Genomic DNA, 25424 nt, shown 5'->3' on the forward strand with positions numbered 1-25424 from the left:
ACACTCAGCTCGCTGCCGTCTCACGCCGCCTTCCTGCGGGTAGATGGCATCGGCAAATCCAGATCCGGGATGTGGATCGACACGGCTGTGCCCTTGCCCATCTTGGAGCGGATGCGCATCTTGCCGCCATGCAGGGCCACGAGCGAGCGGGAGATGGCAAGCCCGAGGCCCGAGCCGCCCTTGCTCTTGGCATACTGGCTCTGAACCTGTTCGAAGGGCTGACCGATCTTGGAAAGCGCATCGCGGGGAATGCCGATGCCGCTGTCGGCAATGGTCAGCATCAGGCCGCTTTTCAGTTTCTTTGCGCGAAGTTCGATCGTGCCGCCTTCGTTGGTGAACTTCACCGCGTTGGATAGGATGTTGAGCATGACCTGCTTCAGCGCGCGGCGGTCGCCGACCATGTCGAGCGCCTTAGGCAGGCTCTGGCGGATGGCGATGTGCTTTTCTTCGGCGGCGATGGCAGTGAGGCGCAGCGTCTCTTCGACCAGCGGCGCAAGATCGACGCGCTCGCTCTGGATGCGCATGTGGCCCGCCTCGATCTTGGACATGTCGAGAATGTCGTTGATGACGTTGAGCAGGTGCTTGCCGCTGTCGTGGATATCCTTGGAATATTCGCCGTAGCGCGGCGAGCCCAGCGGGCCGAACATGCCGTTCATCAGGATCTCGGAAAAGCCGAGGATGGCGTTGAGCGGCGTGCGCAGCTCATGGGACATGTTGGCGAGGAATTCCGACTTTGCCTTGTTGGCGGCCTCGGCGCGTTCCTTCTCCACCTGGTAGGCGGCATTGGTTGCCGACAGTTCCGCCTTCTGGCGCTCCAGCGTCTTCTGCGAGGCCGAAAGGTCGCCGATCGTCGCCATCAGGCGGCGTTCGCTGTGGCGCAGGCGATCCTGGTGGCGCTTCAGAAGCGTGATGTCGGTGCCGACCGAGACCGTGCCGCCGTCGCGGGTGCGGCGCTCGTTGATCTGCAGCCAGCGTTCGTCGGCAAGCTGTACTTCGGTCGTGCGGGAGAATCCGCTGCCGTCTGCATCCGCGACGCGGCGCTCGATGACCGGGCGCGCTGCCGCGCCGTTGACGACGTTGCGCTCGGTGCCGGGCACCAGCACGTTGTCCGGCAGTCCGTAGGCCTGCTGGAAGTGAGCGTTGCACATCACGAGACGGTCGTTCTTGTCCCACAGCACGAAGGCTTCCGAGGTGCATTCGATGGCATCGGCGAGACGCTGGTCGGCTTCCGCGTAACGCTGGGCGAGCCGGTGCTGCTCGGTGACGTCCATGGCGATGCCGATAACATGAGTACGTCCGGCGGCGTTGCGCACCACCTGGGCACGGGCGCGCATCCAGACATAGTGGCCCGCCGCATGGCGCATGCGGAAGATCTGGTCCACCTGCTTGGCATTGCCGCGGCCGATGGCGCGGGCAAGCGCATAGATATTGCCATCGGACGGATGCATCATTCGGGCTGCATCCGCAAACGAGATGATGCTGCCGGTCGGCGGCAATCCGAGCATCTCGTACATCGAGCCGGACCAGAACAGCCGGCGATTGGTAACGTCGAAATCCCAGAGTCCGCTGCGGCCGCGCGACAGGGCGGTCTCGATCCGCAGGTTCGACTCGACGAAGATCTCGTCGGCATCGCGGGCTCGTTTCACCTGGACGTAATAGGCATAGAGAATGACGAGCAGGATGGCGGAAATGCCGGTGAAGACCGTGACGTTGAGAGACACTTCGCTGCGCAGGAAGCGGTTGGTGGCCTCCATCGAATGGGCAGCGACGATAAGCGCGCCCTCGGTGCCGACGGGCTGGATGGAAGCGAAGTGGGAGATATCGTCGAGATGGGTTTCGATGATGCCGCTCGGGCCGTCGACGCGGCGCAGGGCTGCGGTCTCAGGCAGGAGCGAGGTCAGCCGGCGTCCGATATAGGAGGCGGCACCTTCGGACGCGCCGAAGACGATGCCGGTCGTGTTGACGAGAAGGGTGAACGAACCCGGCTGGCGGCCGGTCGTCGAAAGATAGGAACCGAGGCGGGCTTCGGCGGCGGCGCGATCACCGGGATTGAACATTGCTTCCTGGCCGGCGAAGACAGCGCTGGCGGTTGCCGCCATCAGGGCCGTGGACTGCCGGGCAGCATCTTCCATCCGGCCGTGCTCGCCGATGATGCCGACGCCGCGGGAGGCTGCGACCACCAGCAGGAAGGCGATGATGAGGATTGGGATGGAGCGTTTCAGGACCATTTCCACCCGCGGCACCTGCCGCGTGATCGGGCGGACCGCGAGATGACTTTCTTCCGCGATCGTTTTTTTCAGGCCGATAAACTTCGGAAATTTGAAGCGCAGCCGATCCCCGGCCGCGGTTGCCCGCCGCACGTCCGATATCGTGTTCATCTGGTCCCTCGTGATGATTCGGAACGCCGCCCGCCCGAATCTGACCTAGTGAATCATAGAGTGATTCTTCGTGTCCAGAGGGTTGGTAATATTTTGTTAATTATATGAAATTAAGCGGCTTTCCCCCGATTTGAAAGGGCAAATCAGCAGGCGTGCGACGCGAATCCCGGATTTGAAAAATAGGCGCCAGTCAAGCAAGTTGTTTCAAAATGTGTCAATCCGTGAAGTCGGCGCGCGGGATATATCGACGGCATGAGGCCCTGCAATCCGGTCCGGATTGCAGGGCCTCTCATCCGCTTCGGCGTGTCAGGTGAGTGCGGGAGCCTGGGAGAGGTTTGTCCGGGTCACGGTCATCGAAATCAGGGCGAGCAGGATGACGGCCGCGCCATAGACATAGATGGTCGCCTGCAGTCCGATGACGGGCGCCGCGAAGCCGGCAAGGATGGCGGGCAGCGCGAAGGCGAGATAGCTCTCGATCAGGAAGGCGGCGAACAGCTCCGCCCGTTCATGCGTCTCGGCCAAGGGCAGGAGGATACGCAGGATGTTGGAAAAGATCGAGCCGAAGCCGAGCCCGGCAGTCGCGGTACCGACGAAGATCGCGGTGACGGCTTGAAGGTGTACGCCTGAAAGCGTGATGAGGACACCCGCGATCAGTCCTGCCGTGCCTGTGAGAAGCACGCGCTGCGCCGGCAGCTTGCGGAAGATCAGCACGGATGCCGTGCCGCTCAGCATCAGGGTCGCGACGACGGAGGCGCCGACGAAAGGCGAGACGATGCCGGTGGCGACGGTTACCAGTGTCGGCATCAGGGACAGGTAGAAGCCGCCGAGTGACCAGCCCGCGACATTGACCGGAGTGACCCGCAGCAGTGTCGAGCGCGCCTTGCGCGGCACGCTGACATGCGGGCGAAGAGAGGCGATTGCGCCCGGACGCTGCGAGATCGTTTCCGGCATGAAGAAGAGCGTGGTGATCGCGAGCCCGGTCAGGCCAAGCAGGACGACATAGACCAGATGGGTCGGGTAGGGGGCGTAATCGACCAGTATTCCGCCGAGCAGCGAGCCGATTGTCAGGCCGAGAAAGGCGGTGATGCCGTTGAGCAGCGGTGCCTTCTCGCGGTTGGTGTCGAGGATCGTGGCGCCGAAGGTGGGGAAGGCGACACCCGTCGCCAGGCCCTGGACGATGCGGGCGGCAAGCAGTGTCGGACCGGATTGCGCGATGAGGAAAATAACGAGGGCTGTAGCGTTCAGCAGAAGCGCGAGAAGAATGAGCGGGCGCCGTCCGAGAAAATCGGAAAGTCCGCCCACCGTTAGCAGCGCGGCCAGAAGCGCAAACGCATAGGAGCCGAAGACCAGCGTGATCATGCCCGGCGTGAGATGCAGCGTCTCTTGGTAAAGATGATAGAGCGGCGTCGGGGCGCTGCTGCAGGCGGAGATCATCACCGCACCGAGAAAGCTGAACACGGTCATGCGGGTAGGACCGGACGAAGCGGCAGGAGCGACGGTCTTGCTCATGAAGTCACCTTAACGCAAATTATTAGCGTTAGTGAGATATAATTGCGATCTGCGATTAACGCAATATATTTGCATTAAGGTGTGTCGGGAAGATTGCCGCTCGCGTTTCAGATGCAAGATATGGAAAATATGATGCAGGCGCGGCAAAGGTCGAAGAGCCGATTTTTCTATAGCCAGAACATGTGCCGGCGACCGGCGGGAGAAAATGATGGCACGGGAGATGTTGCGGCAGGGTGGCCGTAGTGCGCGCATTCAGACGGCGGTGCATGCCGCGACACGCGATCTGCTCGAAACCATCGATCGCAGCGCCATTACCGTGCCGATGATCGCCGAAAAGGCGGGCGTTCCGCCATCGACCATCTACCGGCGCTGGGGGGATATCGGCGATCTTCTGGCGGATGTCGCGCTGGCTCACATGCGGCCGATCGCCGATCCCACGGATACCGGCAGCATGCATTCGGATATCGAGACCTTCATCATCGAATATGCCGAGGAAATGTCGTCGGGTGTCGGGCGGGAAATGCTGTCGGATATTTTAGGCAGTTCGTCCGGTGGCGCTGCGCAGCAGTGCTGCCATTATACGATCCATCACCTCGAGACGCTGCGCGACAGGGCAGAGCAAAGGGGAGAGGCGGTCTTCGACATTGCCGCCGCAATGGACAAGATCGTGGCGCCGATCGTCTATCACATCATGTTTCGCGACCGGGAGGTCACGCCCGACTATTGCCGGGCGCTGATATCCGATTTTCTCGGCAAGACAGCCGGCCGCTGAGGCAGCCGGCATAAGCCTCATCAATCCTTGAGCATACGGCCGACGATGTCGCTGACATCGGTCGACAGGTCCTTCGTGCCGGCGATCCTGGCAAGTGCCGCGCGCGCCTTTTCGGCGCGGCCGGCTTCGAGCGAGCGGAAGGAGCGCATCGAGGTCAGGATACGGGCCGCGAGCTGCGGGTTCTTCGGGTCAATCAAAAGGATCTGATCGGCGAGGAACTCGTATCCCGCACCATCGGCGCGATTGAAGCCCGTCGGGTTGGAGAAAGCGAAGGCGCCGACCAGCGACCGTACCCGGTTCGGATTGCCGGCATTGTAGCGCGGGTTTTCCATCAGTTCCCTGACGCGGGTCAGTGCGTCTGCTCCCGGTATGATCGCCTGGATCGAGAACCACTTGTCGATGACCAGAGGATTGCCGTCGAAGCGCGTCAGGAAGCTGGCGATCGCCGCCGTCGTTTCCGAGGCATCGGGGAAACGATGGGCAAGCAGCGTCAGCGACTGGGCGAGATCCGTCATGTTATCGGCCGAACCGAAGGCCTCGGCTGCGCGGGCGGGCGTGCCCTCGGCGTAGGTTAGGTACATGAGAGCGGCGTTGCGCAGCGAGCGCTTGCCGGCACCCTCCGCATCCGGCGAATAAGCGCCGGTGACGTGCATCTCGTCGACGAGGGCAGCAAAGGTTTCCTCGCCGGCCTTGGCGATCGATTCCAGCACTGCCTTGCGGCTAACATGGATCGCCTCGGGGTCATTGTTGGAGCCGATTTCGCGGGCAATGTCGGCTTCGCTTGGCAGGTTCAGCACCTGGGCGCGGAAAGCCGGTTCCAGCGAAGAATCGGCGGCGCATTCCAGAAGCGCGGAGACGAGCGCCGGGTTGCCGCTGGCCTTCTTGCCGTCGCGGGCAGCCTGGATCAGGTTCGGCATGGCGAGGTCGGTCAGGGCCTGCCAGCGGGAGAAGAGATCCGTGTCGTGGCGGGCGATATGGGCGAGATCGGCTTCCGACTGGTCGAAATGCAGGTTGATCGGTGCCGAGAACGACCGGTTCAGCGACAGGACCGGGCGGGAGGAGATGCCGGAGAAGGTAAAGGTCTGCTTGCGTTCGGTAAGATGCAGCACGTCACCGGTGACGTCACCGCCTTCGACCGACGTGGGCGTCGCGATCGATCCGTTGTCGAGAATGAGCGCAAACGAGAGTGGGATATGCAGCGGCTCCTTGTTCGGCTGGCCGGGCGTGGCAGGCGTCATCTGCTCGAGCGACAGCGTGAAGATGCCGGCAGCCTGATCGTAGCTGCCCGAGGCGGTCACGAGCGGTGTGCCGGCCTGCACGTACCAGCGGAAGAACTGCGCAAGGTCGCGACCGCTCGCATCCTCGAAGCACTTCACATAGTCCTCGACGGTGACGGCCTGGCCGTCATGGCGCTCGAAATAGAGGTCCATGCCCTTGCGGAAGGCGTCGCGGCCGAGAACGGTTGCGATCATGCCGGTGATCTCGGCACCCTTCTCGTAGATCGTCGTCGTGTAGAAGTTGTTGATCTCGCGATAGGTGTCGGGACGCGGCGGATGCGCCAGCGGGCCGGCATCTTCCGGGAACTGTTCCGACTTCAGGCCGCGCACGTCGGCGATGCGCTTGACCGGGCGCGAACGCATGTCGGCCGAGAATTCCTGGTCGCGATAGACCGTCAGGCCTTCCTTGAGGCAGAGCTGGAACCAGTCGCGGCAGGTGATGCGGTTGCCGGTCCAGTTGTGGAAATATTCATGCGCGATGATGCGCTCGATATTCGCGTAATCCTGGTCGGTGGCGGTTTCCGGATCGGCAAGGACATACTTGTCGTTGAAGACGTTGAGGCCCTTGTTCTCCATCGCGCCCATGTTGAAGTCGGACACGGCGACAATCTGGAAGATGTTGAGGTCGTATTCGCGGCCGAACCGCTCTTCGTCCCATTTCATCGAGCGCTTCAGCGCGTCCATGGCATAGGCGGCGCGGGCTTCCTTGCCGTGCTCGACATAGATCTTCAGCGCGACTTCGTTGCCCGACATCGTCTCGAACGTGTCTTCGACGACGCCGAGATCACCGGCGACCAGCGCGAAGAGATAGGCAGGTTTCGGATGCGGGTCGAACCAGGCGGCAAAGGCGCGGCCTTCGTCGTAACCGGCGCCGCCGAGGAAATTGCCGTTGGACAGCATGACCGGGTTGGCCGCCTTGTCACCGATGATGGTGATCGTATAGGGCGCCAAGACGTCCGGACGGTCCGGGAAATAGGAGATGCGGCGGAAGCCTTCGGCCTCGCACTGGGTGCAATAGACACCGTTGGTGCGGTAGAGGCCCATCAGCTTCGTATTGGCTTCCGGGTTGATATGGGTGGTGATGGTCAGCTCGAAGGGCGCTTCGGCCGGCAGGTCGCGCACCGTCAGCGTGTCCGGTGTCGCGTCATACTGACTGGCCGGAACTTCCTTCTGGTCGAACAGTAGGCCGGAAAGCGTCAGCTCGTCGCCGTCAAGCACCAGCGGAGCGGATGCATCAACGCCCTCGCGCCGGTGGAAGATCAGCCGCGCGTCGACCTTGGTATTGGTCGGATCTAGCTCAAATGTGAGGTCCACCCGTTCCAGGACGAAGTCGGTGGGGCGGTAATCTGCCAGATGCACGATCTGGCCCATATCTGTTCGCATAGTGAATCCTGAACCGGCTTTCAAATATACGGCTATGGGATTTTCTGCCCCCGATCAGACCGGCACATCCCCATTTGCCGAGCGCATAATTGCATCCAATGCTAAACGATTGTTGAACCCGCTCTAAAATAAAACGGGTTGCCGTCAGTATAGTGATCCAATTTCGGTCACTGCATGATTTTAGGGTGAGTATCTGATTAATTTTATCGGGTTCTGTCGCAGATGATCTTGGCTCAAAAGGTCCGCTGACCCTCGCAAATCCCCCGCATTGTGGAGTTCTGCCCGATACGTTGTGGATCTCGATCGGTTTCGCCTCCAGGTTTAACGTCTCCGAGACCTGCCGGCATCATGGTTTGCAAACAGTTCCGCCGGGTTAACCTATTCGTCATCGTAATGGCGTGATCATCAGTTTTCATGCACGGCGGGCCACTTTTCCGTTACCCTGCCGATGATTCCCCGCCACTCGCAGTTTCGGATCGGCGCTCCCGGCTGGTCCACAATGAGTTTACAATGGCCGCCGAAGCCTTGAATCCCCTTCGCGGGATTACGTTGAAAGTTCTTTCCGTCGTCGTCTTCGTCATGATGCAGGCCTGCATCAAGTCAGCAGGAGCTGGCATCCCCGCCGGCCAGATCACCTTCTACAGGTCGGCTTTCGCGCTTGTGCCCATCCTCGCCTATCTCGCCTTCCGCAAGGAACTGTTCCATGCCTTTCACACCGACAGCCTGTTCGGTCACCTGAAGCGCGGCACATTCGGCATCATGGCGATGGCTTTCGGCTTCTACGGCCTCATTCACCTTCCCATGGCCGACGCGATCGCCATCGGTTATTCCATGCCGCTGATCGCCGTCATCTTTGCCGCACTGATCCTCAAGGAGACCGTCAGGCTCTATCGCTGGAGCGCGGTTGCCGTCGGCATGGTCGGCGTCGTCATCATTTCCTGGCCGAAGCTGACCCTTTTCAGTTCGGTAGGAGCAGGATCGGAACAGGCCATGGGCGCGCTTGCGGTGATCATTGCTGCGGTCATGGGCGGTTTCGCAATGATTCAGGTCCGCCAGCTGGTGCGGACCGAAAAGACCGCCACGATCGTCCTCTATTTCTCGCTGACCGCCGCCGTCTTTTCGCTTGTCAGTATTCCCTTCGGCTGGGCGCCTTTGACCGGCTTCCAGAGCTTCTGTCTGATCGCGTCGGGTTTCTGCGGCGGTCTCGGCCAGATCCTGCTGACCGAAAGCTATCGCCAGGCCGACGTCTCGACCGTCGCGCCCTTCGAATACAGCTCGATCATCCTCGGTATCGCGATTGCCTATACCCTGTTCGGCGATGTGCCGACGATGAGCACGCTGATCGGCACCGCGATCACCGTAACGGCCGGTATCTTCATCATTTACCGCGAGCACCAGCTGGGCCTGGAACGCAAAGCGGCCCGGAAGGCTTCGCCTCCGGGCGCATGAAGCGGCAGGATCGATTTCTTAGAGCGGAATGCCGGACGAGGGCGCTTCTATTTCGCAGCGCGTCTGGCTTGCCTTGGAGTATTCGCGCGACGCGTTGACTGCCGCGCCGATCTGGCGAAGGTTTTCACGCAGGGCGCGGATCGGGCGGAAGATCATGGTCATTGCGGTTTATCTCAGCGATCGCGGAAGTCGACGAAAACGGCGGCCGGACGGGTAATCCCGAGAGGGCGAGCCATTGCGCGCGACGTGATCTGCTCGTTCGTTGCCGAGCCGAAGCGGTGGTAGCCCTGCGTCGAGCGTGGCCCGATTCCTGCAGCGCGGAGAGTTTCAAAACCCGAATGGATCGGGCGGAAGCGGGTGGTCATTGCCTTGGTTCCTTAGCATGTTCCTCCCAAGACATTGCTGATATTGCGCTGCACAATCGATTCTAGCAATGCGTGCAAACGCCACGCTGCCATGCGCAACATGCATGGCCTGCTTCATAAAAGTGTAACTTATATCGTGTTGCGGGCGCGTTTGCCGCAAATTTGGGCATCAATTGGGTTGCAGGCGGCTTTTGAAGGTCAAAAGGTCGCGCCAGGCGAGTGCCTTGTTCGCGGGGACGGCCAGAAGCTCCTGCGGATGGAATGTCGCGAGCGCCGGTATTTCCAGTCCGCCGGAGGAGGCCGGACGCCACTCGCCGCGCATCGTGTGGATCGTGCCCGTGCCGCCGAGGAAGACGCGGGCCGGGAAATTGCCGAGCAGCAGCATGAGCTTCGGCTCCGCGAGCGCCACCTGCCGTTCGATGAACGGGCGGCAGATATCCATCTCGGCCTGCGAGGGCATGCGGTTGCCGGGGGGCCGCCACGGAATGACATTGGTCATCAGCACGCCGTCACGGGAAAGCCCGATGGCGGCCAGCATCCGGTCCATCAGCTCGCCGGCGCGGCCTGCAAACGGCGCACCGTCCCGGTCGTCATCGGCATTCGGCATTGGGCCGATTACCATGATGCCGGAAGCGGGATTGCCGCTGGCAAAGACGGTGGAACGGGCGCTGTTCTTCAGATTGCACCCGTTGAAGGCTTCAAGCGCCGTCTGCAGCTCGGTAAGTGAACGGGCGCTTTCGGCGGCAAAGCGGGCCGCTGCCACGGCTTCGCCGTCGGGTACGGCGACTGAAGGGGCGGGCGAGGGCGCGGCCCGGCGTGGTGCGGCGCCTTGTCCGGAAGCGCCTTGTCCGGAACCTGCCCGAGACGGCGCAGCGCGGTCGGCCGGACCATCCTGATCCCGCACCTGATCTCGCGCACCGGCCGGCATCCTGCCTTGCGCCTTGGCAGCCTTCTGGGCCTCGAATTCGGCGATCCGATCGACCGGTTCGTCATCCAGCATCCACTCAACCCCGGCATCCGCATAGAAATGCAGAAGCGCGGCAAGCTCGGCTGGGTGAAGGTCTGAGGCGGCGTTCATGAATCCGTTCTTACAGCATGTCGGCCGGAAGTGGGAAATTGTTTGGGGTGGGCTTTTCCCCTCACCAACAAAATCTAGCACTTAGCTAAAGCTAAGATGCTGATTTTGTAACCTCTCCCACAGGGGGAGAGGTAGACTCGCGGATGGCGCGGCAGCTTTATCTCTCCCCTTTTGGGAGAGAAAGCGATTTCAACATCTTAGCGTCAGCTAAGCGTTAAATATCGCAAGTGAGGGGATTTTCCGGCATCTTGAGACTCAAGCCGCCCACTGCTCCACATCGCCGCTCTCGCCGATCAGCGCCAGGCCGTGGGCGATCGACAGAAGCTCGCCACCGCTCTCGATCTTCGATGCATCGAAGCGGCGGATGAAGATTTCCCGCACGGCCGGCACGAAGGACGTGCCGCCGGTCAGGAACACCTTGTCGACGTCGGCCGGCGCCGTATTCGTCTTGGTCAGCACATCGTCGAGCGCGCCCTCGATGCGCGACAGGTCGTCGGCGATCCAGTTGTTGAAATCGGTGCGCTTCACCATCTTGCGGCCGGCCTTGCCGAGCGGCGAGAAGTTGAACTCGGCCTCTTCGGCGCCCGACAGCGCCATCTTCGTCGCCGAGATCGCTTGGTAGAGCGGATAACCCTCGTCATGCTCGACCAGATCGATGAACAGCTCGAGCTTGTCGGGATCGACGGCGGAGCGCACCAGCGACTTCAGGTCGTTGAATTCGCGCGTCGTCTTGAAGATCGACAATTGGTTCCAGCGTGAGAAATTGGCGTAATAGCTCGACGGCACTTCCAGCACCTTGTCGAAGCTGCGAAAGAACGTGCCCTTGCCGATTTCCGGCGCCACCAGATGCTCGATCATCTTGGCGTCGAAATGGTCGCCGGCAATGCCGACGCCGGAATGGCCGATCGGGGTCGCGGTCAACTTGCCGGCCGTGCGTTCAAAACGGATCAGCGAATAGTCGGTCGTGCCGCCGCCGAAGTCGGCCACCAGGACGTTGGCGTCGCTCTTCAGCGTCTGGGCGAAGTAATAGGCGGCCGCGACCGGCTCGTAGACATAGTGGATCTCGGGAAAGCCGAGCCGGGTCAGCGCTTCGTTATAGCGCTGTGTGGCAAGTGCAGGGTCCGGGCTGGCGCCGGCGAAATGCACGGGACGGCCGGCGACGAGGCGGGAGATTTCGCTCGGCCAGTGGCCGTCGGCATAGGTCTTCAGCCGCTTCAGGAAAATTTCCATCAGGTCTTCGAACGTATGCCTGCGGGCGAACACCAGCGTGCCCTGGAAAAGCGGGCTCGCGGCAAAGGTCTTGATCGACTGCAGGAAGCGGGCGTCGCCCGGATTGTCGATGAACTGGCGGATCGCCGCCTGCCCGGCCTCGACCTTCAGTGCCTGGGCGCCGAGCTGCGCATCCTTCATGAAGGAGAGCGCGGTGCGCATCGAATCCGTCTCGCCGGCGCTCGAGGAAAAATGCATGGAATGGGTGGTGCTGCCGCTATCCGCCAGCGCCATAACGGTATTGGTCGTGCCGAAGTCAAGCCCGAGCGCCCGTGCCATGGCCGTGCTCCTTTTAGTCTGCCGATAATGTTGGACCCGGGATGCTCCCGGACGCTGAAGGCAGGACACGCAAGGGCGCCCGCCGATTTGAGAGCGCGCGTGATCGCACAGGAGCGGCGGGAAGGCAAGGGGCGAAGAAGGTGGGAGAGCGGGCAGCGGAAAGCAGGTGGGCGTCGAGGCGGAAAACGAAAAAGGGGGCGCGATCGGCACCGCGCCCCTTGTAGCAAATACCCATGCCGAAGATCAGGCTTCAGCGTACCAGCGATTGACCAGCGAAATCGGCTTTTCGGTCGCCTTGGCATTGTCATCGATCAGCGAAATGCTCTTTGCCGTTGCGGTCGTCGTCTCGGACGAAAGAGAATCCAGCAGGCGGCTGGCGAGCTGGTCCTGAATGGCGGCGACGGCGCGATTACGGCTTTCGGCACGCGCGTCGCTGGTGCCGCTTGCCTGGCGCTGGCGGATCTCTTCGAGGTTGGCCAAGAGCGGCGTGAGGAAGTCTTTCAACTCCCCGGCCTGTTCCGCAGCTGGGGCAGCCTCTTCGTCTCCTATCGGCGCCGTGGCAACCGGAGACGGCGTGGTCGCGACCGGAGCAGGTGCGGGCGACGCCTGATCCGGCGCGGAGGCCGTGTCTTCCGCGACGGTCTCACCCGGAGCAGACGCTGCAGGCTGACCAGCCACCGGCTGGCTGGCGACAGGCTCATCTGCTTGCGGCTGGCTTAGCTCTGACTGGGGAGGTGTCCCCGCAGAAGGCGCCGGCCCGGAGGCCTCGTCGCTCGGTGCCGAGGCAGCAGGCGCGTCCGGCTGTTCAGCGGGCTGCGGCTGGGCGCCAGCTTCGGCTTCAGCCTCCGCCGAGGCTTCGCCTTCTACAGCTTCGCCGGTGCCGTCATTGACGGGCACGCCGGCGTCGGAACCTGTCTCTTCCGTGTCGGGGGCAGTCGCAGACGGCTCCTCGGTCACAGGAGCGGTCTCTTCCGAGCTTGCCGGCGGCACGTCGGTGTAGGTTCCGTCGTCGGTCTCGCCCGGTTCTTCGTCATAGATCGGATCGGCCTGGCTATTGTCGGCAGGCGGAGATGTCGTCGCCTCGTCATTCGCCGGCGTGCTGCCGGATGTTTGGCCAGACGATGGCTGCTGGCTTGGGGAGGTGGACTGGCCGCCGCCTCCGAAAATGCCTTCGAGTAACAAGTTCTGCTCCATTACGGACTAATGTAGCTCGCCCTTATCAGTCGCAAATTGATGAGGTCTCAAAGTTGGAATGACAAATAAAATCAATATTTAAGCATGCATTTGCATGGTTGTGCGCGGGCCAATTGAGTGTGCAAATAACGTCGCACGCGGCGCGTGTCGGGACGGGGTTTCCCAAGGCGTCCGGTCACTCCGCCGCGATCGCGCTCGGCACGTCGTCGTCATTGGCCTCGTGGCGATCGCCGCCCTTGTGGCCGGTCAGCCGGGCGAGGAAGCGGCCGAAGCGATCCATCTCGACGAAGATAACCGGGGTGATGAACAGTGTCAGCGCCTGGCTGACGATCAGGCCGCCGACGACGGCGACGCCGAGCGGCTGGCGCAGCTCCGACGAGGCGCCGGTGCCGAGCGCGATCGGCAAGGCACCGAGCAGCGCGCAGAAGGTCGTCATCATGATCGGCCGGAACCGGCGCACGCAGGCCTCGTGGATTGCGGCTGTCGGCGCTTCACCCTTCTCGCGGATGAGCTCGACGGCGACGTCGATCATCATGATCGCGTTCTTCTTGACGATGCCGATCAGCATCAGCAAACCGATCAGCGCGATGATCGACAGGTCGAATCCGAAGACCTTCAGCGCCAGGAGCGCGCCGAAGGCCGCGGCCGGCAGACCCGAAAGAATGGTCAGCGGATGGATAAAGCTTTCATAGAGCACGCCGAGCACGACATAGATCGTCAGCACTGCAGCCAGGATCAGCATCGGCGTATTGCCCTGGCTCTGCTGGAAGATCTGGGCCGTGCCGCCATAAGAGGTGAAGACGTCGGCCGGCACGTGCAGCTCGGTCTTCAACTGGTTGATCGTGTCCGTTGCGTCGCTGAGCGAGGCGCCATCGGGCAGGTTGAACGAGATCGTCGTGGAAACGAGCTGGCCGGTCTGGTTGATTGTCACCGGCGCGGTCCTGCGCTCGACTGTCGCGAAGTTCGACAGCGGCACTAGACTGCCATTCGACGACTTGACCCGGATCTGCTGCAGCAGCTGGTCGTTCCACTGCGTATCGCGGTTGAACTCGATCAGCACGTCATAGCTGTCGCCGGTCGACTGGATCTGCCCGGCGGTAAAACCGCCGAAGGCCATTTCCAGCGTCTCACGCAGCACGTTGTCGGTGATGCCGAACTTTGCCGCCTTTTCCGTATCGACCTTGATATCGGCCTCGACGGCGTCGTTCTGCGCATCCGACGTAACGTCGGTGAAATGGGCGTGGTCACCCCGCATCGCCGTCAAAAGCTTGCCAGACCATTCGTTCGTCTGGTCGGCATTCAGCGCCTGCACGACGAGCTGATACTGGCTGGCGGTATTGCGGCCGCCGAAGCGCAGGCTCTGCTGCGGCGTGATATAGGCCTTGATGCCGGCGATCTTGCCGAGGCTCTGGCGCAGCTCATTCAGTGTCTGCTGCAGCGGCGGGCGCTTGTCGCGATCCGTCAGCTCGACGAAGACGGTGCCGTTGTTGAGCGGGCTGCGGACATTGCCGCCGACCGTCGAGGTGACATGCCGCACCGCCGGATTCTTCTGCACGGCGGCCACGACCGCTGCCTGCAGGTCGCGCATGGCCGGATAGGAGATATCCTCCCGCGCCTGGGTGGAGATCGTCAACCTCCCGATGTCTTCCGTGGGAAAGAAGCTCGAGGGCAGCGTCTTGAACAGGTAGCCCGAGGCGCCGACCGAGGCGAGAAAGACGAGCATGATGATCAGCCGGTGGTTCAAGCACCAGCCGACGGATTTGTCATAAGCCTTCAGCATGCGGTCGAAACCCTTGTCGAAGATCCGCACCACGAGGCTCGGATTGTGATGTTTGTCCGACATGCGCGAGCCGAGCATCGGCGTGACGGTCAGGGACACGATGGCCGAGGCCGTGATGGCCAGCGCGACGACCATGCCGAATTCGTTGAATAGCCGGCCGACGACACCGCCCATCAAGAGCACCGGAATGAAGACCGCGATCAGCGAGATGGACATGGAGACGATCGTATAGCTGACCTCGCCCGCACCCTGCAGCGCCGCCTGCATGACCGGCATGCCGTCCTCGATATGCCGCATGATGTTTTCCAGCATCACGATCGCGTCGTCGACGACGAGCCCCACCGCGAGCGTCAGCCCGAGCAGCGATATGTTGTCGATACTGTAGCCCAGCATATACATCGCGCCGAAGGTCGATATCAGCGACAGCGGCACGGCGAGCGTCGGCACTATGGTAGCCGAGACGCGGCCAAGGAAGAGATAGATGACGGCGATGACGAGCACGATCGTCAGCCCGAGGGTGAATTTCACGTCGGCGATCGAATCGCGGATGGCGATCGAGGCATCGTTCATCACGCTGATCGAGGCGGAGGCTGGGAGTTCGTCCGTCAGGCTCGGCAGCCGGGCCTTGATCTCGTCCACCACATCGACCGTATTGGCGTCCGGCTGGCGCTGGATGGCGAGCACGATGGCCGAGCGCGCGTCGTAGGAGGCGCCGGCATCAAGGTTCTCGACGCTGTCGGAAACGGTGGCTATATCGCCGAGATGCACCGACGCACCATTGGGGTTGGCGATCACGAGGCTGCGGAATTCCTTCGCATTGGTGCGCTGCGTGTCGGCATTGATCGTCAGCTTTTGCACGCCATTCTGCAGCGAACCGACCGGCGCCTGGCTGTTGGCGTTGGCAACCGCGTTGCTGACATCCTGCACGCCGAGGCCGCGCGCCTGCAGCTTGGCGGGATCGACCTCGATCCGGACCGCAAACGTCTTGGCGCCGTGCACCATAACTTCGGCCACGCCGGGAAGCGTCGACAGGGCAGGGGACATGATGTTCTCGGCGATGTCGTCGAGCTTGCTCGGCTCCATCGTGTCGCTGCGCACAGCAAGCAGCAGGACGGGCGCATCGGCGGGGTTGGTCTTGCGATAGCTCGGCGGCGTCGTGAGATTGTCCGGCAATTGCCGCGTCGCCTGGGAAATGGCTGCCTGCACGTCGGCTGCCGCTGCGTCGATATCGCGGTTGAGGTCGAACTGCAGCACGATCGAGGTATTACCGAGAGAATTGGTGGTGCTGATTTCGCTGATGCCCGGGATTGTCTCGAACTGCTTGATCAGCGGCGTCGAGACCGCGGTCGCCATGGTCTGCGGCGAGGCGCCGGTCAGCGAGGCATTGACGTTGATCGTCGGAAAGTCGACCTGCGGCAGGGCCGAGACCGGCAGGAGATTATACGCGGTGAGGCCGGCAAGCACCGCGCCGATCGCCAGCAGCGTCGTCGCGACCGGCCGGCGGATACAGAAGGCCGGGATCATTGGACCGCTCCCGTCACGGCCGCCTCGTCGGTCGTGGTGGCCGCCGCGGCCTTGTTGGCATCGGCCGTCCCATTGGCGTCAAATTCCTCGCGCACCGTCGCGTCATCGACCAGTTGCACCTGGCCCTCGACGACGACATGCGCGCCATCGGTGATGCCTTTGGCGATCGCTGTCATATTGCCGTTCGACCGGGTGACTGTGACCGGGGTCACATGAACCTTCTTGTCATCGCTGACCGTGAAAACGAAAGGCTGATCGGCGCCGGGGCTGACGGCGACCGTCGGGACGACGATCGTCTTCTGGTCATTCTGGAAATGCATCGTCACGTTCAGCGACTGGCCGGGCCAGAGCTTGCCGTCGGCATTCTCGAACCGGGCCTTGGCGAGAATGGTGCCCGATGCGGGATCGACCGTGTTGTTGAAGAAGTTGAGCGTGCCCCTGGTTGGCGGCTGGCCGGCGCTCTGCGGCTCGGCATCGACTGCGATCGAGCCGTTCGAGAAGCCTGTCCTGATCTCGCCGAGATAGCCTTCAGGTACGGAGAAGTTCACGTAGATCGGGTCATGTTTCTCGATCGTCACGACTGTTGCGCCCACGGTCAGATAGGCGCCGAGGCTCGGCACGATATCACCGAGCCGCCCGTCGAAGGGTGCTCGGATTTCGGTATGTTCGACGACGATCTCGTCGGCGGCGATCGTCGCCTTGTCGCTTTCGATGGTTGCGGCGGCCGTGTCGCGCGCGGCCCGCGCCTCGTCTGCGGCCTGCTGCGTCCCCGCATTGCGGTCGACCAGCGTCTGAGCGCGTGTGAGGGCAATTTCGTTTTGGGCGAGCGTCGCCTGATCGCGAGTAAGAAGCGCCTTGTCCTTTTCCAGAACCGCCCTGGCGGTGCGGTCGTCGAGCCTGGCGATCAGGTCGCCGGCCTTCACCACATCGCCGTCTTGGGCGCTGATAGAGACGATCATGCCGGCTTCCTGCGCGGCGATCGTCGTGTTCTCGTCGGCATCGGCGACACCCGTTGCCGTCACGTCCATCGGCAGGACGGCGGTAGCGGCGGCTACGGTTCTGACGACGGGCGGCGGCCCGCCGCCACGGCGATGCCCGCCCGAACCGCCGTTCTGGTCAGTGGCGGACGCCTGCTGATCGGGATGGGAGATGAAGGGAAGCCGGTCGCGATATAACCAGGCGGCGACGCCCGCAGCGACAATGATGATTGCAATGGGCCAAGTCTTTTTCATGAGAATATCTTCTTCATGGGATACGCACGTCCTGTCGGGTGGATCCGGCTCGCCACGGGTGTGACTGGACGAAAATACGCGAACTGGCGGCCGGGAGGCATTAAATCTCGGTAATGAAGCCACTTAATTTCGGGGGCCTGAGACCTGTCTCTGCCATGCTTTCGCCGCGCACCTTCGCTTTACGGTGTGGGTGAATCGAATGGAGGAACCCCTTGGCCCAACGCAGATTTTTTCTCTCCACCCTGTGTCTGTCACTTTCGCTTGCCGCGGGCCTTCTGGTTCACGCTGAGCAGACCAAGGCGGCCGAGCCGGTCCGCTGCACCGTCGTGCTGGATGCCGCGAGCGGCAAGGCCCTGCATCGCAGCGGCACCTGCGATGTGGGCTTCTATCCGCAGTCGACGTTCAAGCTGCCCATCGCGATGATGGGCTACGATGCCGGCATCCTCATCGACGAACACAATCCGCGCTGGGATTATCAGGCAAAGTTCAATCGCTCCGAACGTGAGCAGAAGGCCACCGACCCGACCATATGGGAGCGGGATTCGATCGTCTGGTATTCCCAGGAGATCACCCGACGGCTCGGCAAGAAGGCTTTCGCAGACTATGTCCGCGGGTTCGACTATGGCAATCACGACGTCTCGGGCGGTCCGGGCGGCACGGATGGTCTGACGGAATCTTGGCTGAGTTCGTCGTTGAAGATCTCTCCGGATCAGCAGGTCGATTTCCTGCGCCGGTTCATGAGCGGCCGCCTGCCGATCTCACCGGAGGCGGTGAAGCTGACGCAAGCCATCGTGCCGACGTTTCCGGCCGCGGACGGCTGGACGGTTCACGGCAAGACCGGTGCCGGATGGCTGCGCACAAAGGCCGGCAAGCCGGATCGCAGCCGCCCGCTCGGCTGGTTCGTTGGCTGGGCGGAGAAGGATGGCCGCCAGGTGGTCTTCGCGCGGCTTCTCGCAGATACGAAGCGCCACACGGAACAGCCGATCAGCTACACGGTGCGCGACGGATTGATTGCCGATCTGCCGGGATTGGCCGGCACCCGATAGGCAGGGGGCGGCCACCATGTCGGTTCTTGGCGGGGTCTCGGCTCAGATCTTGAAACGGCGCGAAGCCCAGACGATCATCAGCCCGACCAGCGACGTCAGCAGCCCCCAGAAGATCCAGGGGCTCTGGTTGATCATGAAGCTGGAGCGCGGATAGGGAAACACGCCGGTGCCCTGGCCGATCCAGACAAGGCCGATGACGACGACAATCACGCCGAATATTCCCGTGGCGGTCCTGATGAAGCGCATCGTTCTGCCTTCTGTCGGAGATCTGTCCCGGTGACGGTTTGAACGGGATCGGGCAAGGCCGTCGTCAACGAGGATAGGGCGTGAGGAACCATCCGGCAATGATGGCGAGAACGATAAAGCCCGGCAGTCGGTCGGGCTTCGATTGATTAATCTCCTGCTCTCGACCGCAAAGGCCCCGATTTTCCGCATTCCTGTGACGAGCACAGGAATGCGGGGAGGGTGGCTTTGCCGCCGATTGCCAAAGCAGGCCTCGGCATTGCCAAGCCCGCGAGCTTTGCCGGCGGTCTGAGCCCGGCTCACAGCCGGGCTTTCGGATCAGGGATGCCCGGGCCTAGAACGAGCGCGCAGCGCCGCCGTCGATGCGCAGCATCGAACCGGTGATGTAGCTTGCCGGGCCCGAGCAGAGGAATGCGCCGGCGGCGCCGAACTCTTCCACCTTGCCGAGCCGGCCGGCCGGAATGGTCTTGACCGAAGCTTCCCGCACATCCTCGACGCTCTTGCCGAGGCGCTTGGCGTTGGCGGCATCCAGTTCCTCGATCCGGTCGGTATGGATGCGGCCGGGAAGTAGCATGTTGGCGGTAATGCCGAAGCCGGCGACTTCGTTCGACAGCGTCTTGTTCCAGCCGACCAGCGCGCCGCGCAGCGTGTTGGAAAGTGCCAGGTTGGTGATCGGCTCGACCACGCCGGAAGAGGCGACGGTCAGGATACGACCCCAGCCCTGCTGCTTCATCTGCGGCAGAAGCGCATTGGTCAGCGAGATCACGCGCAGCACCATCGACTGGAAGAAGCTGTCGAGTTTGTCGGGGTTCATGTCTTCGGTCGAACCCGGCGTCGGGCCCCCGGTATTGTTGACCAGGATATCGATGCCGCCGAGCTTTTCCTTGACCGCATCAACCATCGCCTCGACGAAGTTGTCGTCCGAAAGGTCGCCCCATACCCAGTCGGCCTTCCCCTTGCCGCGGGCGTTGATCGTCTTGCAGTTTTCCGCCAGTTTTTCGCCGGAACGCCCGACGAGCAGGACATTGACGCCTTCTGCCGCCAGCGCTTCGGCGATGCCGAGCCCGAGGCCGCGTGAGGAGGCGAGCACCAATGCGCGTTTGCCGGTAATGCCGAAATCCATGACTGACTTATCCTTCTGTGCGTGGAAGCCCGCAAGGCGCGCGGATCGGATGGCGCCGGGGGGCGATATCGAAAGGGTGCGGGGCGTTATAGCTTTGGTATACCACTTGCGAAAGGTCGAACTTGCCCTCTTGCCAAGACTCTTTATTTACGTGAACGTAAAGGTAATATGATGAAACGGAAAGTCCGGTTGCGCGATTGACACGCTGGAAGACGTATTCGCGCCTCGACAATGGGATTGGCTTTTGCCAAGACGAATAGGAATGAATGACAAGCCGGAAGGGACCGGCAAGCGGAGCAGGACATGGACGTAAACGACCTTCCCGAGCGGGAATCGATGGAATTCGACGTGGTGATCGTGGGCGCGGGCCCGGCGGGCCTGTCTGCGGCCATCAGGCTGAAGCAGGTCAATCCCGACCTGACGGTGGTCGTGCTCGAAAAGGGCGCGGAGGTCGGAGCGCATATCCTGTCGGGCGCTGTGGTCGACCCGGTCGGCATCGACGCGCTCCTGCCTGGCTGGCGCGAACAGGAGGGACACCCGTTCAAGACGGAGGTCACCGACGACCACTTCATGCTGCTTGGACCGGCCGGATCCATCCGCCTGCCGAATTTCGCCATGCCGCCGCTGATGAACAATCACGGCAATTACATCGTCTCGCTCGGCAATGTCTGTCGCTGGCTTGCGGGCAAGGCGGAGGAACTCGGCGTCGAGATCTATCCGGGCTTTGCCGCGGCTGAAGTACTCTACAATGAGGAAGGTGCGGTCATCGGCGTCGCCACCGGCGACATGGGCATCGAGAAGAATGGCGAGCCGGGCCCGAACTATACCCGTGGCATGGAATTGCTCGGCAAGTACACGCTGATCGGCGAGGGCGTGCGTGGGTCGCTCGCCAAGCAGCTGATCGCGAAATTCGATCTGCAGAAGGATCGCGAGCCCCAGAAATTCGGCATCGGTATCAAGGAACTGTGGCAGGTCAAGCCGGAGAACCATAAACAGGGCCTCGTCCAGCATTCCTTCGGCTGGCCGCTCGGAATGAAGACCGGTGGCGGCTCGTTCCTCTATCACCTTGAAGACAACATGGTCGCCGTCGGCTTCGTCGTGCACCTCAACTACAAGAACCCCTATCTCTACCCGTTCGAGGAGTTCCAGCGGTTCAAGACGCATCCGGCGATCCGCGACACGTTCGAAGGCGGCAAGCGTCTCTCTTACGGCGCCCGCGCCATCACGGAGGGCGGCTACCAGTCGGTGCCGAAGCTCTCTTTCCCGGGCGGTGCGCTGATCGGCTGTTCGGCAGGCTTCGTCAACGTGCCGCGCATCAAGGGCTCGCATAACGCGGTGCTGTCCGGCATTCTGGCCGCCGACAAGCTCGCCGCCGCGATTGCCGCCGGCCGTGCCAATGACGAGCCGGTGGAGATCGAGAACGAATGGCGCTCGACCGCCATCGGCACCGACCTGAAGCGCGTCCGTAACGTCAAGCCGCTGTGGTCGAAATTCGGCACGGCGATCGGCGTCGCGCTCGGCGGCCTCGATATGTGGATCAACCAGATCTTCGGCACGTCTCCGTTCACGGTGAAGCACGGCAGGACGGATGCGCAGTCGCTCGAGCCGGCCAAGCTGCACAAGAAGATCGACTATCCGAAGCCGGACGGCGTGCTTACCTTCGACCGCCTTTCTTCGGTCTTCCTGTCCAACACCAATCACGAGGAAGACCAGCCGGTCCATCTCAAGGTCAAGGACATGGACCTGCAGCGGCGCTCGGAACACGACGTCTATGCCGGGCCCTCGACGCGCTACTGTCCGGCCGGCGTCTATGAATGGCGGGAGCAGGACGGCGAGGAGGTCTATGTCATCAACGCGCAGAACTGCGTCCACTGCAAGACCTGCGACATCAAGGATCCCAACCAGAACATCAACTGGGTGCCGCCGCAGGGTGGTGAGGGGCCGGTCTATCCGAATATGTAATCGCTCTTGCGATTGCCCGAGACGAGAAAAGCCCGGCCTTGAAGCCGGGCTTTTCTTTTGGCGGATGTGCGTCAGACGCCGAGGCCGCCGGCTATGTCGATCACGCCGCCGGTCATGTAGCCGCTGTTCGGTCCGGCAAGGAAGCCGACGAGCGCCGACACTTCCTCGAGCATTGCGATGCGGCGGATCGGATGCATGTCGAGGAATGCGTCGGGCGCGTTGGTGCTGCCCAAAACCTCGACCATCATGTCCGTCGGCATGGCGCCCGGCTGAACGACATTGACCGTGATGTTGCGCTGCCCGAGATCGCGTGCGACACCCCGCGCATAGCCGTTGATGGCGGCCTTGGTCCCGGCATAGTCGGCAACACCGGGAATGAGCGCAAGCGTGCCGTTGAGCGAGCCGATGAAGATGATCCGGCCGCCATCGGTCAGCGCCGGTGCCGCCGCGCGGGTGGTCGCGATGGCGCCCATGACATTGACCTGCCACTGGCGATCGAGCGCTTCGGCATCCAGATTGGGATCATCGACGGTCTGGCCCTTGGCGACGACCGCGGCATTGTTGACGAGGATGTCGAGCCTGCCGAAATGCTCCACCACCTTCGCGATAAGTGGTTTGGCGGCCGCCATGTCGGACTGATCGCTCTGAAACGCTACGGCGCGAACGCCCTTCGCCTTCAGCGTCTCCACCACCGCCGCGGCCTTATCGGACGAGGCCACGTAGCTGATCGCCACATCCGCCCCCTGGTCCGCAAGCACTGCCGCGATCGCCGCGCCGAGCCCGCGTGAGCCTCCGGTCACAAGCGCGACCTTTCCCTTCAAATCGTTCGACATGAATACCCTTTCCATTTGCCTTGAAACGCGGCCTGCAGAAGGCGGCCGCCGGTTCGTTTATTTCATAACATTCGGTACGATAACGATCGTTATGAAATGTAGACACGAGGAGTCAAGTGGTTTAATAACACTCGTTATGAAAACATGCGGATTGATCTGATGGGACGCCACCGCGAATTCGACGTCGACAAGGCGCTGGATGCCGCCCTGTGTGTCTTCTGGCGCAAGGGCTACGAGGGGGCCTCCTATGCTGACCTCACCGAGGCTGCCGGCGTCGAGCGGCCAGCTCTCTATTCAGCCTTCGGCAACAAGGAAGCGCTCTTTCGTTTAGCGCTGGCGCGCTATTACGAGCGGTACCTGGACTACATCCCGGTTGCGCTTGAGCTGCCGACGTCGCGGGAAGTCGCCGCGCATATCCTCTACAATGCGATCGACCTCAATACGCGCTACGCGGACCACACCGGTTGCCTCGGTATCAATGGCGTCCTCGCCGGATCGGACGAGGCCGAGCCCGTGCGCCAGGCGCTGATCGAGGCGCGCGCTGAAGGCGAGTTACAGCTTCGCGAGCGCTTCGAGCGGGCCAAGGCCGAAGGCGACTTGCCCGAGACGGCGAAACCGGACGCTCTTGCGGCATTCCTGCTGGCCGTCCTTCACGGCATAGCGGTTCAGGCCAAGGCCGGTTTCAGCCGCGAAACGCTGAGAGCCGTTGCCGATCAGGCCCTCTCCACCTGGCCGCGCTGACCCTGCGGCGGGCGTTGATCCTTGAACGCTAACATGATCAAGTCACGGAGCTTTCCCCTTTAACCCGACAGGAAAGGGGGCTAATGTTCCCGAGGGAACCCGTCGGGATTGTGCTGGACCATGACACAAGTTGTAAACGAGATCAGAGACATCGCGAGCCGGCGCTTGCGTGCTTCGCAGCGAGTTGCGGGGCTCTGCTCGGCCGCCGCATTGCTGGCTTTGGGCATCATCCCTGCCGGCGAAGCCGCCGCTATCGAGTGCCGCGCCGACCCGCGGCCCGGCATCGACTGGAGCGGTTGCAAGAAGCGCCTGCTGATGCTGGATGGCGGCAATTTCGAGGGCGCCAATCTTTCCGGCGCCGATTTGAGCATGACCGATCTCAGCCGCACAAACCTCAAGAAGGCCAATTTCAATAAGACCATGCTGGTCCGCGCATCACTGGCCGGGGCCGATGCGGAGGGTGCGGATTTCGAACGGGCGGAGGGCTATCGCAGCAACCTGTCGGGAATTTCGGCATCCGGCGCCAATTTCGTCTCGTCCGAAATGCAGCGCGCCAACTTTTCCGAGGGCGAGTTGAACAATGTCGATTTCACCAAGGCGGAACTCGGCCGGGCGCTCTTCTTCAAGGCCAAGCTCGGAAATGTGCGTTTTGCCATGGCCAACCTGTCACGCGCGTCCTTCCACACGGCTGAGATCAGCGGGCCGATCGATTTTACCAGCGCCTTCCTTTTCCTAACGCGGATTGAGGGGGTCGATCTGTCGTCGGCGACAGGGCTGACCCAGGACCAGATCGCGCTGTCCTGTGGCGACGACAATACAAAGCTGCCGGCCGGGCTTCAGAAGCCCACGCAATGGCCCTGCGAAGACGATTGATGTCCTTGCCACATATATTGACGAACGTCATTTCAGGCGCCCGTCGTTAGCGATACATTAACCATAACGTCCGTAGCTTGCGTCATTATTTCGACGCACCAAGGACAGATTCATGCCGATTTCCCGCCGCGGCCTCCTGGCCGGCCTGCCGCTTCTGCTGGCCGGTTGCGCTTCCACCTACAATGAACAGCAGAATTACGCCGCGCTTCCGGACGAGGAATTCCCGCTGCGCCGCGTGCCGCTTGACAAGATCAACCCCGAACTGCGCCGCCAGCAGGTTGCCTTTGCCGGCGCCTACGAGGCGGGCACCGTTGTCGTCGATACGCCTGCCAAGCGCGCCTACTACGTTCTCGGCGGCGGCCAGGCGATCCGTTATGGCGTCGGCGTCGGCCGCGCCGGCATGGCGCTTTCCGGCAATGCCTATGTCGGCCGCAAGGCGGAATGGCCGAGCTGGACCCCGACGCTCAACATGCAGCGCCGCGAGGAGCGTTACCGCAAGCTCGCAGGCGGCCTGCCCGGTGGCCCGAACAACCCGCTCGGCGCCCGCGCCATCTATCTCTATCGCGGCGGCAACGACACCCATTTCCGCATCCACGGCACGAACCAGCCGGAATCGATCGGCCACGCCATGTCGAGCGGTTGCATCCGTATGATGAACCATGACGTTATCGACCTCTACAATCGCATCCAGGTCGGCGCCAAGGTCGTGGTTCTTCAGGCGTAATCAGCCGAGAAATAAAGAATTCAGACCAGGTCGCCTTGCGCTGGCCGGTCTATTGAAAAGCCCGCCGCCATGAACTGACCCCATTAAGTTGGACAGATTAGGCGCTGGGCAGTTTTGAGGGCTGGGTCCTGTATTGTACAGGGCTCAGCCCTTTGAGTTTCAGTTTGATCCTGTCGTTGTTATAATATCGGATATAGTCGGCAATGCCGTCTTTGAGAGTTTGGACGCTTTCGAATTTGGTCGGGTAGAAGAATTCGGATTTGAGAATGGCAAAGAAGCTTTCCATGGCTGCGTTATCGAGGCAGTTGCCCTTGCGCGACATGCTCTGGACGATGTTGTGCTTTTCGAGCTGCCGCTGATAGCCGACCATCTGGTAGTGCCAGCCCTGGT

21 protein-coding genes are annotated in these 25424 nt (G+C 62.1%); 7 read left to right on the top strand and 14 right to left on the bottom strand.

Translation table 11 applies throughout. From position 1 onward, the window contains the following. Positions 1-20: 20 nt before the first annotated feature. Together BM216_RS32315 and BM216_RS32320 are read right to left on the bottom strand one after the other, a co-directional pair. Positions 21-2369 (bottom strand): PAS domain-containing sensor histidine kinase, encoded by a 2349-nt coding sequence (locus BM216_RS32315; RefSeq protein ID WP_093004393.1) that lies wholly within the window; start codon positions 2367-2369, stop codon positions 21-23. A 315-nt stretch (positions 2370-2684) separates the two neighbouring features. Then, positions 2685-3887: an MFS transporter gene (locus tag BM216_RS32320; protein ID WP_093004353.1), complete on the bottom strand. Its 1203-nt coding sequence runs from the start codon at positions 3885-3887 to the stop codon at positions 2685-2687. A 208-nt stretch (positions 3888-4095) separates the two neighbouring features. Between BM216_RS32320 and BM216_RS32325 the strand changes: the two genes are divergently transcribed. Continuing rightward, positions 4096-4659: a TetR/AcrR family transcriptional regulator gene (locus tag BM216_RS32325; protein WP_093004355.1), complete on the top strand. Its 564-nt coding sequence runs from the start codon at positions 4096-4098 to the stop codon at positions 4657-4659. 20 nt (positions 4660-4679) lie between these two features. Here BM216_RS32325 and pepN read toward each other — a convergent pair whose 3' ends face one another. After that, positions 4680-7319 (bottom strand): aminopeptidase N, encoded by a 2640-nt coding sequence (gene pepN / locus BM216_RS32330; RefSeq protein ID WP_093004357.1) that lies wholly within the window; start codon positions 7317-7319, stop codon positions 4680-4682. A gap of 510 nt (positions 7320-7829) precedes the next feature. Between pepN and BM216_RS32335 the strand changes: the two genes are divergently transcribed. After that, complete coding sequence (locus BM216_RS32335; protein ID WP_093004359.1) at positions 7830-8768, top strand: DMT family transporter; 939 nt, start codon at positions 7830-7832, stop codon at positions 8766-8768. Positions 8769-8786: 18 nt separating this feature from the next. Here the strand turns inward: BM216_RS32335 and BM216_RS34430 are convergent, their stop codons facing one another. The 7 genes from BM216_RS34430 to BM216_RS32365 all read right to left on the bottom strand — a co-directional run bounded on the left by BM216_RS34430 (position 8787) and on the right by BM216_RS32365 (position 17489). Further along, a complete protein-coding gene (locus BM216_RS34430; RefSeq protein ID WP_177231022.1) occupies positions 8787-8930 on the bottom strand; it encodes a hypothetical protein in 144 nt (47 codons plus the stop codon). 11 nt (positions 8931-8941) lie between these two features. Continuing rightward, positions 8942-9133, bottom strand: a complete 192-nt coding sequence (locus BM216_RS32340; RefSeq protein ID WP_093004361.1) for a hypothetical protein — start codon at positions 9131-9133, stop codon at positions 8942-8944. Between the two features lie 169 nt (positions 9134-9302). Continuing rightward, entirely contained in the window at positions 9303-10211 is a 909-nt protein-coding gene (locus BM216_RS32345; protein ID WP_093004363.1) for a uracil-DNA glycosylase, read from the bottom strand. Between the two features lie 255 nt (positions 10212-10466). Beyond that, the gene (locus tag BM216_RS32350) at positions 10467-11759 is read right to left on the bottom strand and encodes an Hsp70 family protein (protein WP_093004365.1); all 1293 of its coding nucleotides are present in this window, start codon (positions 11757-11759) and stop codon (positions 10467-10469) included. A gap of 243 nt (positions 11760-12002) precedes the next feature. After that, the gene (locus BM216_RS32355; protein ID WP_143102938.1) at positions 12003-12941 is read right to left on the bottom strand and encodes a hypothetical protein; all 939 of its coding nucleotides are present in this window, start codon (positions 12939-12941) and stop codon (positions 12003-12005) included. 187 nt (positions 12942-13128) lie between these two features. After that, positions 13129-16257 carry an efflux RND transporter permease subunit gene (locus tag BM216_RS32360; protein ID WP_093004369.1) on the bottom strand — a complete coding sequence of 1043 codons (3129 nt, stop codon included), beginning with the start codon at positions 16255-16257 and terminating at the stop codon, positions 13129-13131. Continuing rightward, on the bottom strand, positions 16254-17489 hold the full coding sequence (locus BM216_RS32365) for an efflux RND transporter periplasmic adaptor subunit (protein WP_093004371.1): 1236 nt from the start codon (positions 17487-17489) through the stop codon (positions 16254-16256). The genes BM216_RS32360 and BM216_RS32365 overlap by 4 nt, the downstream gene beginning before the upstream one ends. A gap of 242 nt (positions 17490-17731) precedes the next feature. Here BM216_RS32365 and blaOXA point away from each other — a divergent pair, with 242 nt between their 5' ends. Then, complete coding sequence (gene blaOXA / locus BM216_RS32370; protein WP_093004395.1) at positions 17732-18535, top strand: class D beta-lactamase; 804 nt, start codon at positions 17732-17734, stop codon at positions 18533-18535. A 42-nt stretch (positions 18536-18577) separates the two neighbouring features. On the opposite strand, the gene BM216_RS32375 is transcribed toward blaOXA, so the two are convergent. After that, positions 18578-18781: a hypothetical protein gene (locus BM216_RS32375; RefSeq protein WP_093004373.1), complete on the bottom strand. Its 204-nt coding sequence runs from the start codon at positions 18779-18781 to the stop codon at positions 18578-18580. 331 nt (positions 18782-19112) lie between these two features. Then, on the bottom strand, positions 19113-19901 hold the full coding sequence (locus BM216_RS32380) for an SDR family oxidoreductase (RefSeq protein WP_093004375.1): 789 nt from the start codon (positions 19899-19901) through the stop codon (positions 19113-19115). Between the two features lie 303 nt (positions 19902-20204). Between BM216_RS32380 and BM216_RS32385 the strand changes: the two genes are divergently transcribed. Then, a complete protein-coding gene (locus BM216_RS32385; RefSeq protein ID WP_093004377.1) occupies positions 20205-21863 on the top strand; it encodes an electron transfer flavoprotein-ubiquinone oxidoreductase in 1659 nt (552 codons plus the stop codon). Between the two features lie 71 nt (positions 21864-21934). On the opposite strand, the gene BM216_RS32390 is transcribed toward BM216_RS32385, so the two are convergent. Further along, on the bottom strand, positions 21935-22696 hold the full coding sequence (locus BM216_RS32390) for an SDR family NAD(P)-dependent oxidoreductase (protein WP_093004379.1): 762 nt from the start codon (positions 22694-22696) through the stop codon (positions 21935-21937). 159 nt (positions 22697-22855) lie between these two features. Here BM216_RS32390 and BM216_RS32395 point away from each other — a divergent pair, with 159 nt between their 5' ends. The 3 genes from BM216_RS32395 to BM216_RS32405 all read left to right on the top strand — a co-directional run bounded on the left by BM216_RS32395 (position 22856) and on the right by BM216_RS32405 (position 25034). Then, positions 22856-23437, top strand: coding sequence for a TetR/AcrR family transcriptional regulator (locus BM216_RS32395; RefSeq protein ID WP_093004397.1), 582 nt, complete (start codon positions 22856-22858; stop codon positions 23435-23437). Between the two features lie 120 nt (positions 23438-23557). After that, positions 23558-24310 carry a pentapeptide repeat-containing protein gene (locus tag BM216_RS32400; RefSeq protein WP_093004399.1) on the top strand — a complete coding sequence of 251 codons (753 nt, stop codon included), beginning with the start codon at positions 23558-23560 and terminating at the stop codon, positions 24308-24310. 112 nt (positions 24311-24422) lie between these two features. After that, a complete protein-coding gene (locus BM216_RS32405) occupies positions 24423-25034 on the top strand; it encodes a L,D-transpeptidase (RefSeq protein WP_093004381.1) in 612 nt (203 codons plus the stop codon). A gap of 97 nt (positions 25035-25131) precedes the next feature. Here BM216_RS32405 and BM216_RS32410 read toward each other — a convergent pair. Continuing rightward, positions 25132-25424 (bottom strand): IS3 family transposase (locus BM216_RS32410; protein WP_143102939.1); only part of this gene is annotated, 293 nt, incomplete at its 5' end.

Origin of the sequence: Rhizobium sp. NFR07 (genome assembly GCF_900111905.1) — a bacterium.
Lineage (GTDB): Bacteria > Pseudomonadota > Alphaproteobacteria > Rhizobiales > Rhizobiaceae > Neorhizobium.

What these genes read in the sequence shown, in the direction of transcription:
- BM216_RS32390 (WP_093004379.1), bottom strand. Translation starts at nt 22,696, where the DNA reads ATGTCGAACGATTTGAAGGGAAAGGTCGCGCTTGTGACCGGAGGCTCA.
- BM216_RS32320 (WP_093004353.1), bottom strand. Translation starts at nt 3,887, where the DNA reads ATGAGCAAGACCGTCGCTCCTGCCGCTTCGTCCGGTCCTACCCGCATG.
- BM216_RS32360 (WP_093004369.1), bottom strand. Translation starts at nt 16,257, where the DNA reads ATGATCCCGGCCTTCTGTATCCGCCGGCCGGTCGCGACGACGCTGCTG.
- BM216_RS32350 (WP_093004365.1), bottom strand. Translation starts at nt 11,759, where the DNA reads ATGGCACGGGCGCTCGGGCTTGACTTCGGCACGACCAATACCGTTATG.
- BM216_RS32345 (WP_093004363.1), bottom strand. Translation starts at nt 10,211, where the DNA reads ATGAACGCCGCCTCAGACCTTCACCCAGCCGAGCTTGCCGCGCTTCTG.
- BM216_RS32405 (WP_093004381.1), top strand. Translation starts at nt 24,423, where the DNA reads ATGCCGATTTCCCGCCGCGGCCTCCTGGCCGGCCTGCCGCTTCTGCTG.
- BM216_RS32335 (WP_093004359.1), top strand. Translation starts at nt 7,830, where the DNA reads ATGGCCGCCGAAGCCTTGAATCCCCTTCGCGGGATTACGTTGAAAGTT.
- BM216_RS32400 (WP_093004399.1), top strand. Translation starts at nt 23,558, where the DNA reads ATGACACAAGTTGTAAACGAGATCAGAGACATCGCGAGCCGGCGCTTG.
- BM216_RS34430 (WP_177231022.1), bottom strand. Translation starts at nt 8,930, where the DNA reads ATGACCATGATCTTCCGCCCGATCCGCGCCCTGCGTGAAAACCTTCGC.
- BM216_RS32375 (WP_093004373.1), bottom strand. Translation starts at nt 18,781, where the DNA reads ATGCGCTTCATCAGGACCGCCACGGGAATATTCGGCGTGATTGTCGTC.
- BM216_RS32385 (WP_093004377.1), top strand. Translation starts at nt 20,205, where the DNA reads ATGGACGTAAACGACCTTCCCGAGCGGGAATCGATGGAATTCGACGTG.
- BM216_RS32325 (WP_093004355.1), top strand. Translation starts at nt 4,096, where the DNA reads ATGGCACGGGAGATGTTGCGGCAGGGTGGCCGTAGTGCGCGCATTCAG.
- BM216_RS32340 (WP_093004361.1), bottom strand. Translation starts at nt 9,133, where the DNA reads ATGACCACCCGCTTCCGCCCGATCCATTCGGGTTTTGAAACTCTCCGC.
- BM216_RS32395 (WP_093004397.1), top strand. Translation starts at nt 22,856, where the DNA reads ATGGGACGCCACCGCGAATTCGACGTCGACAAGGCGCTGGATGCCGCC.
- pepN (WP_093004357.1), bottom strand. Translation starts at nt 7,319, where the DNA reads ATGCGAACAGATATGGGCCAGATCGTGCATCTGGCAGATTACCGCCCC.
- BM216_RS32365 (WP_093004371.1), bottom strand. Translation starts at nt 17,489, where the DNA reads ATGAAAAAGACTTGGCCCATTGCAATCATCATTGTCGCTGCGGGCGTC.
- BM216_RS32380 (WP_093004375.1), bottom strand. Translation starts at nt 19,901, where the DNA reads ATGGATTTCGGCATTACCGGCAAACGCGCATTGGTGCTCGCCTCCTCA.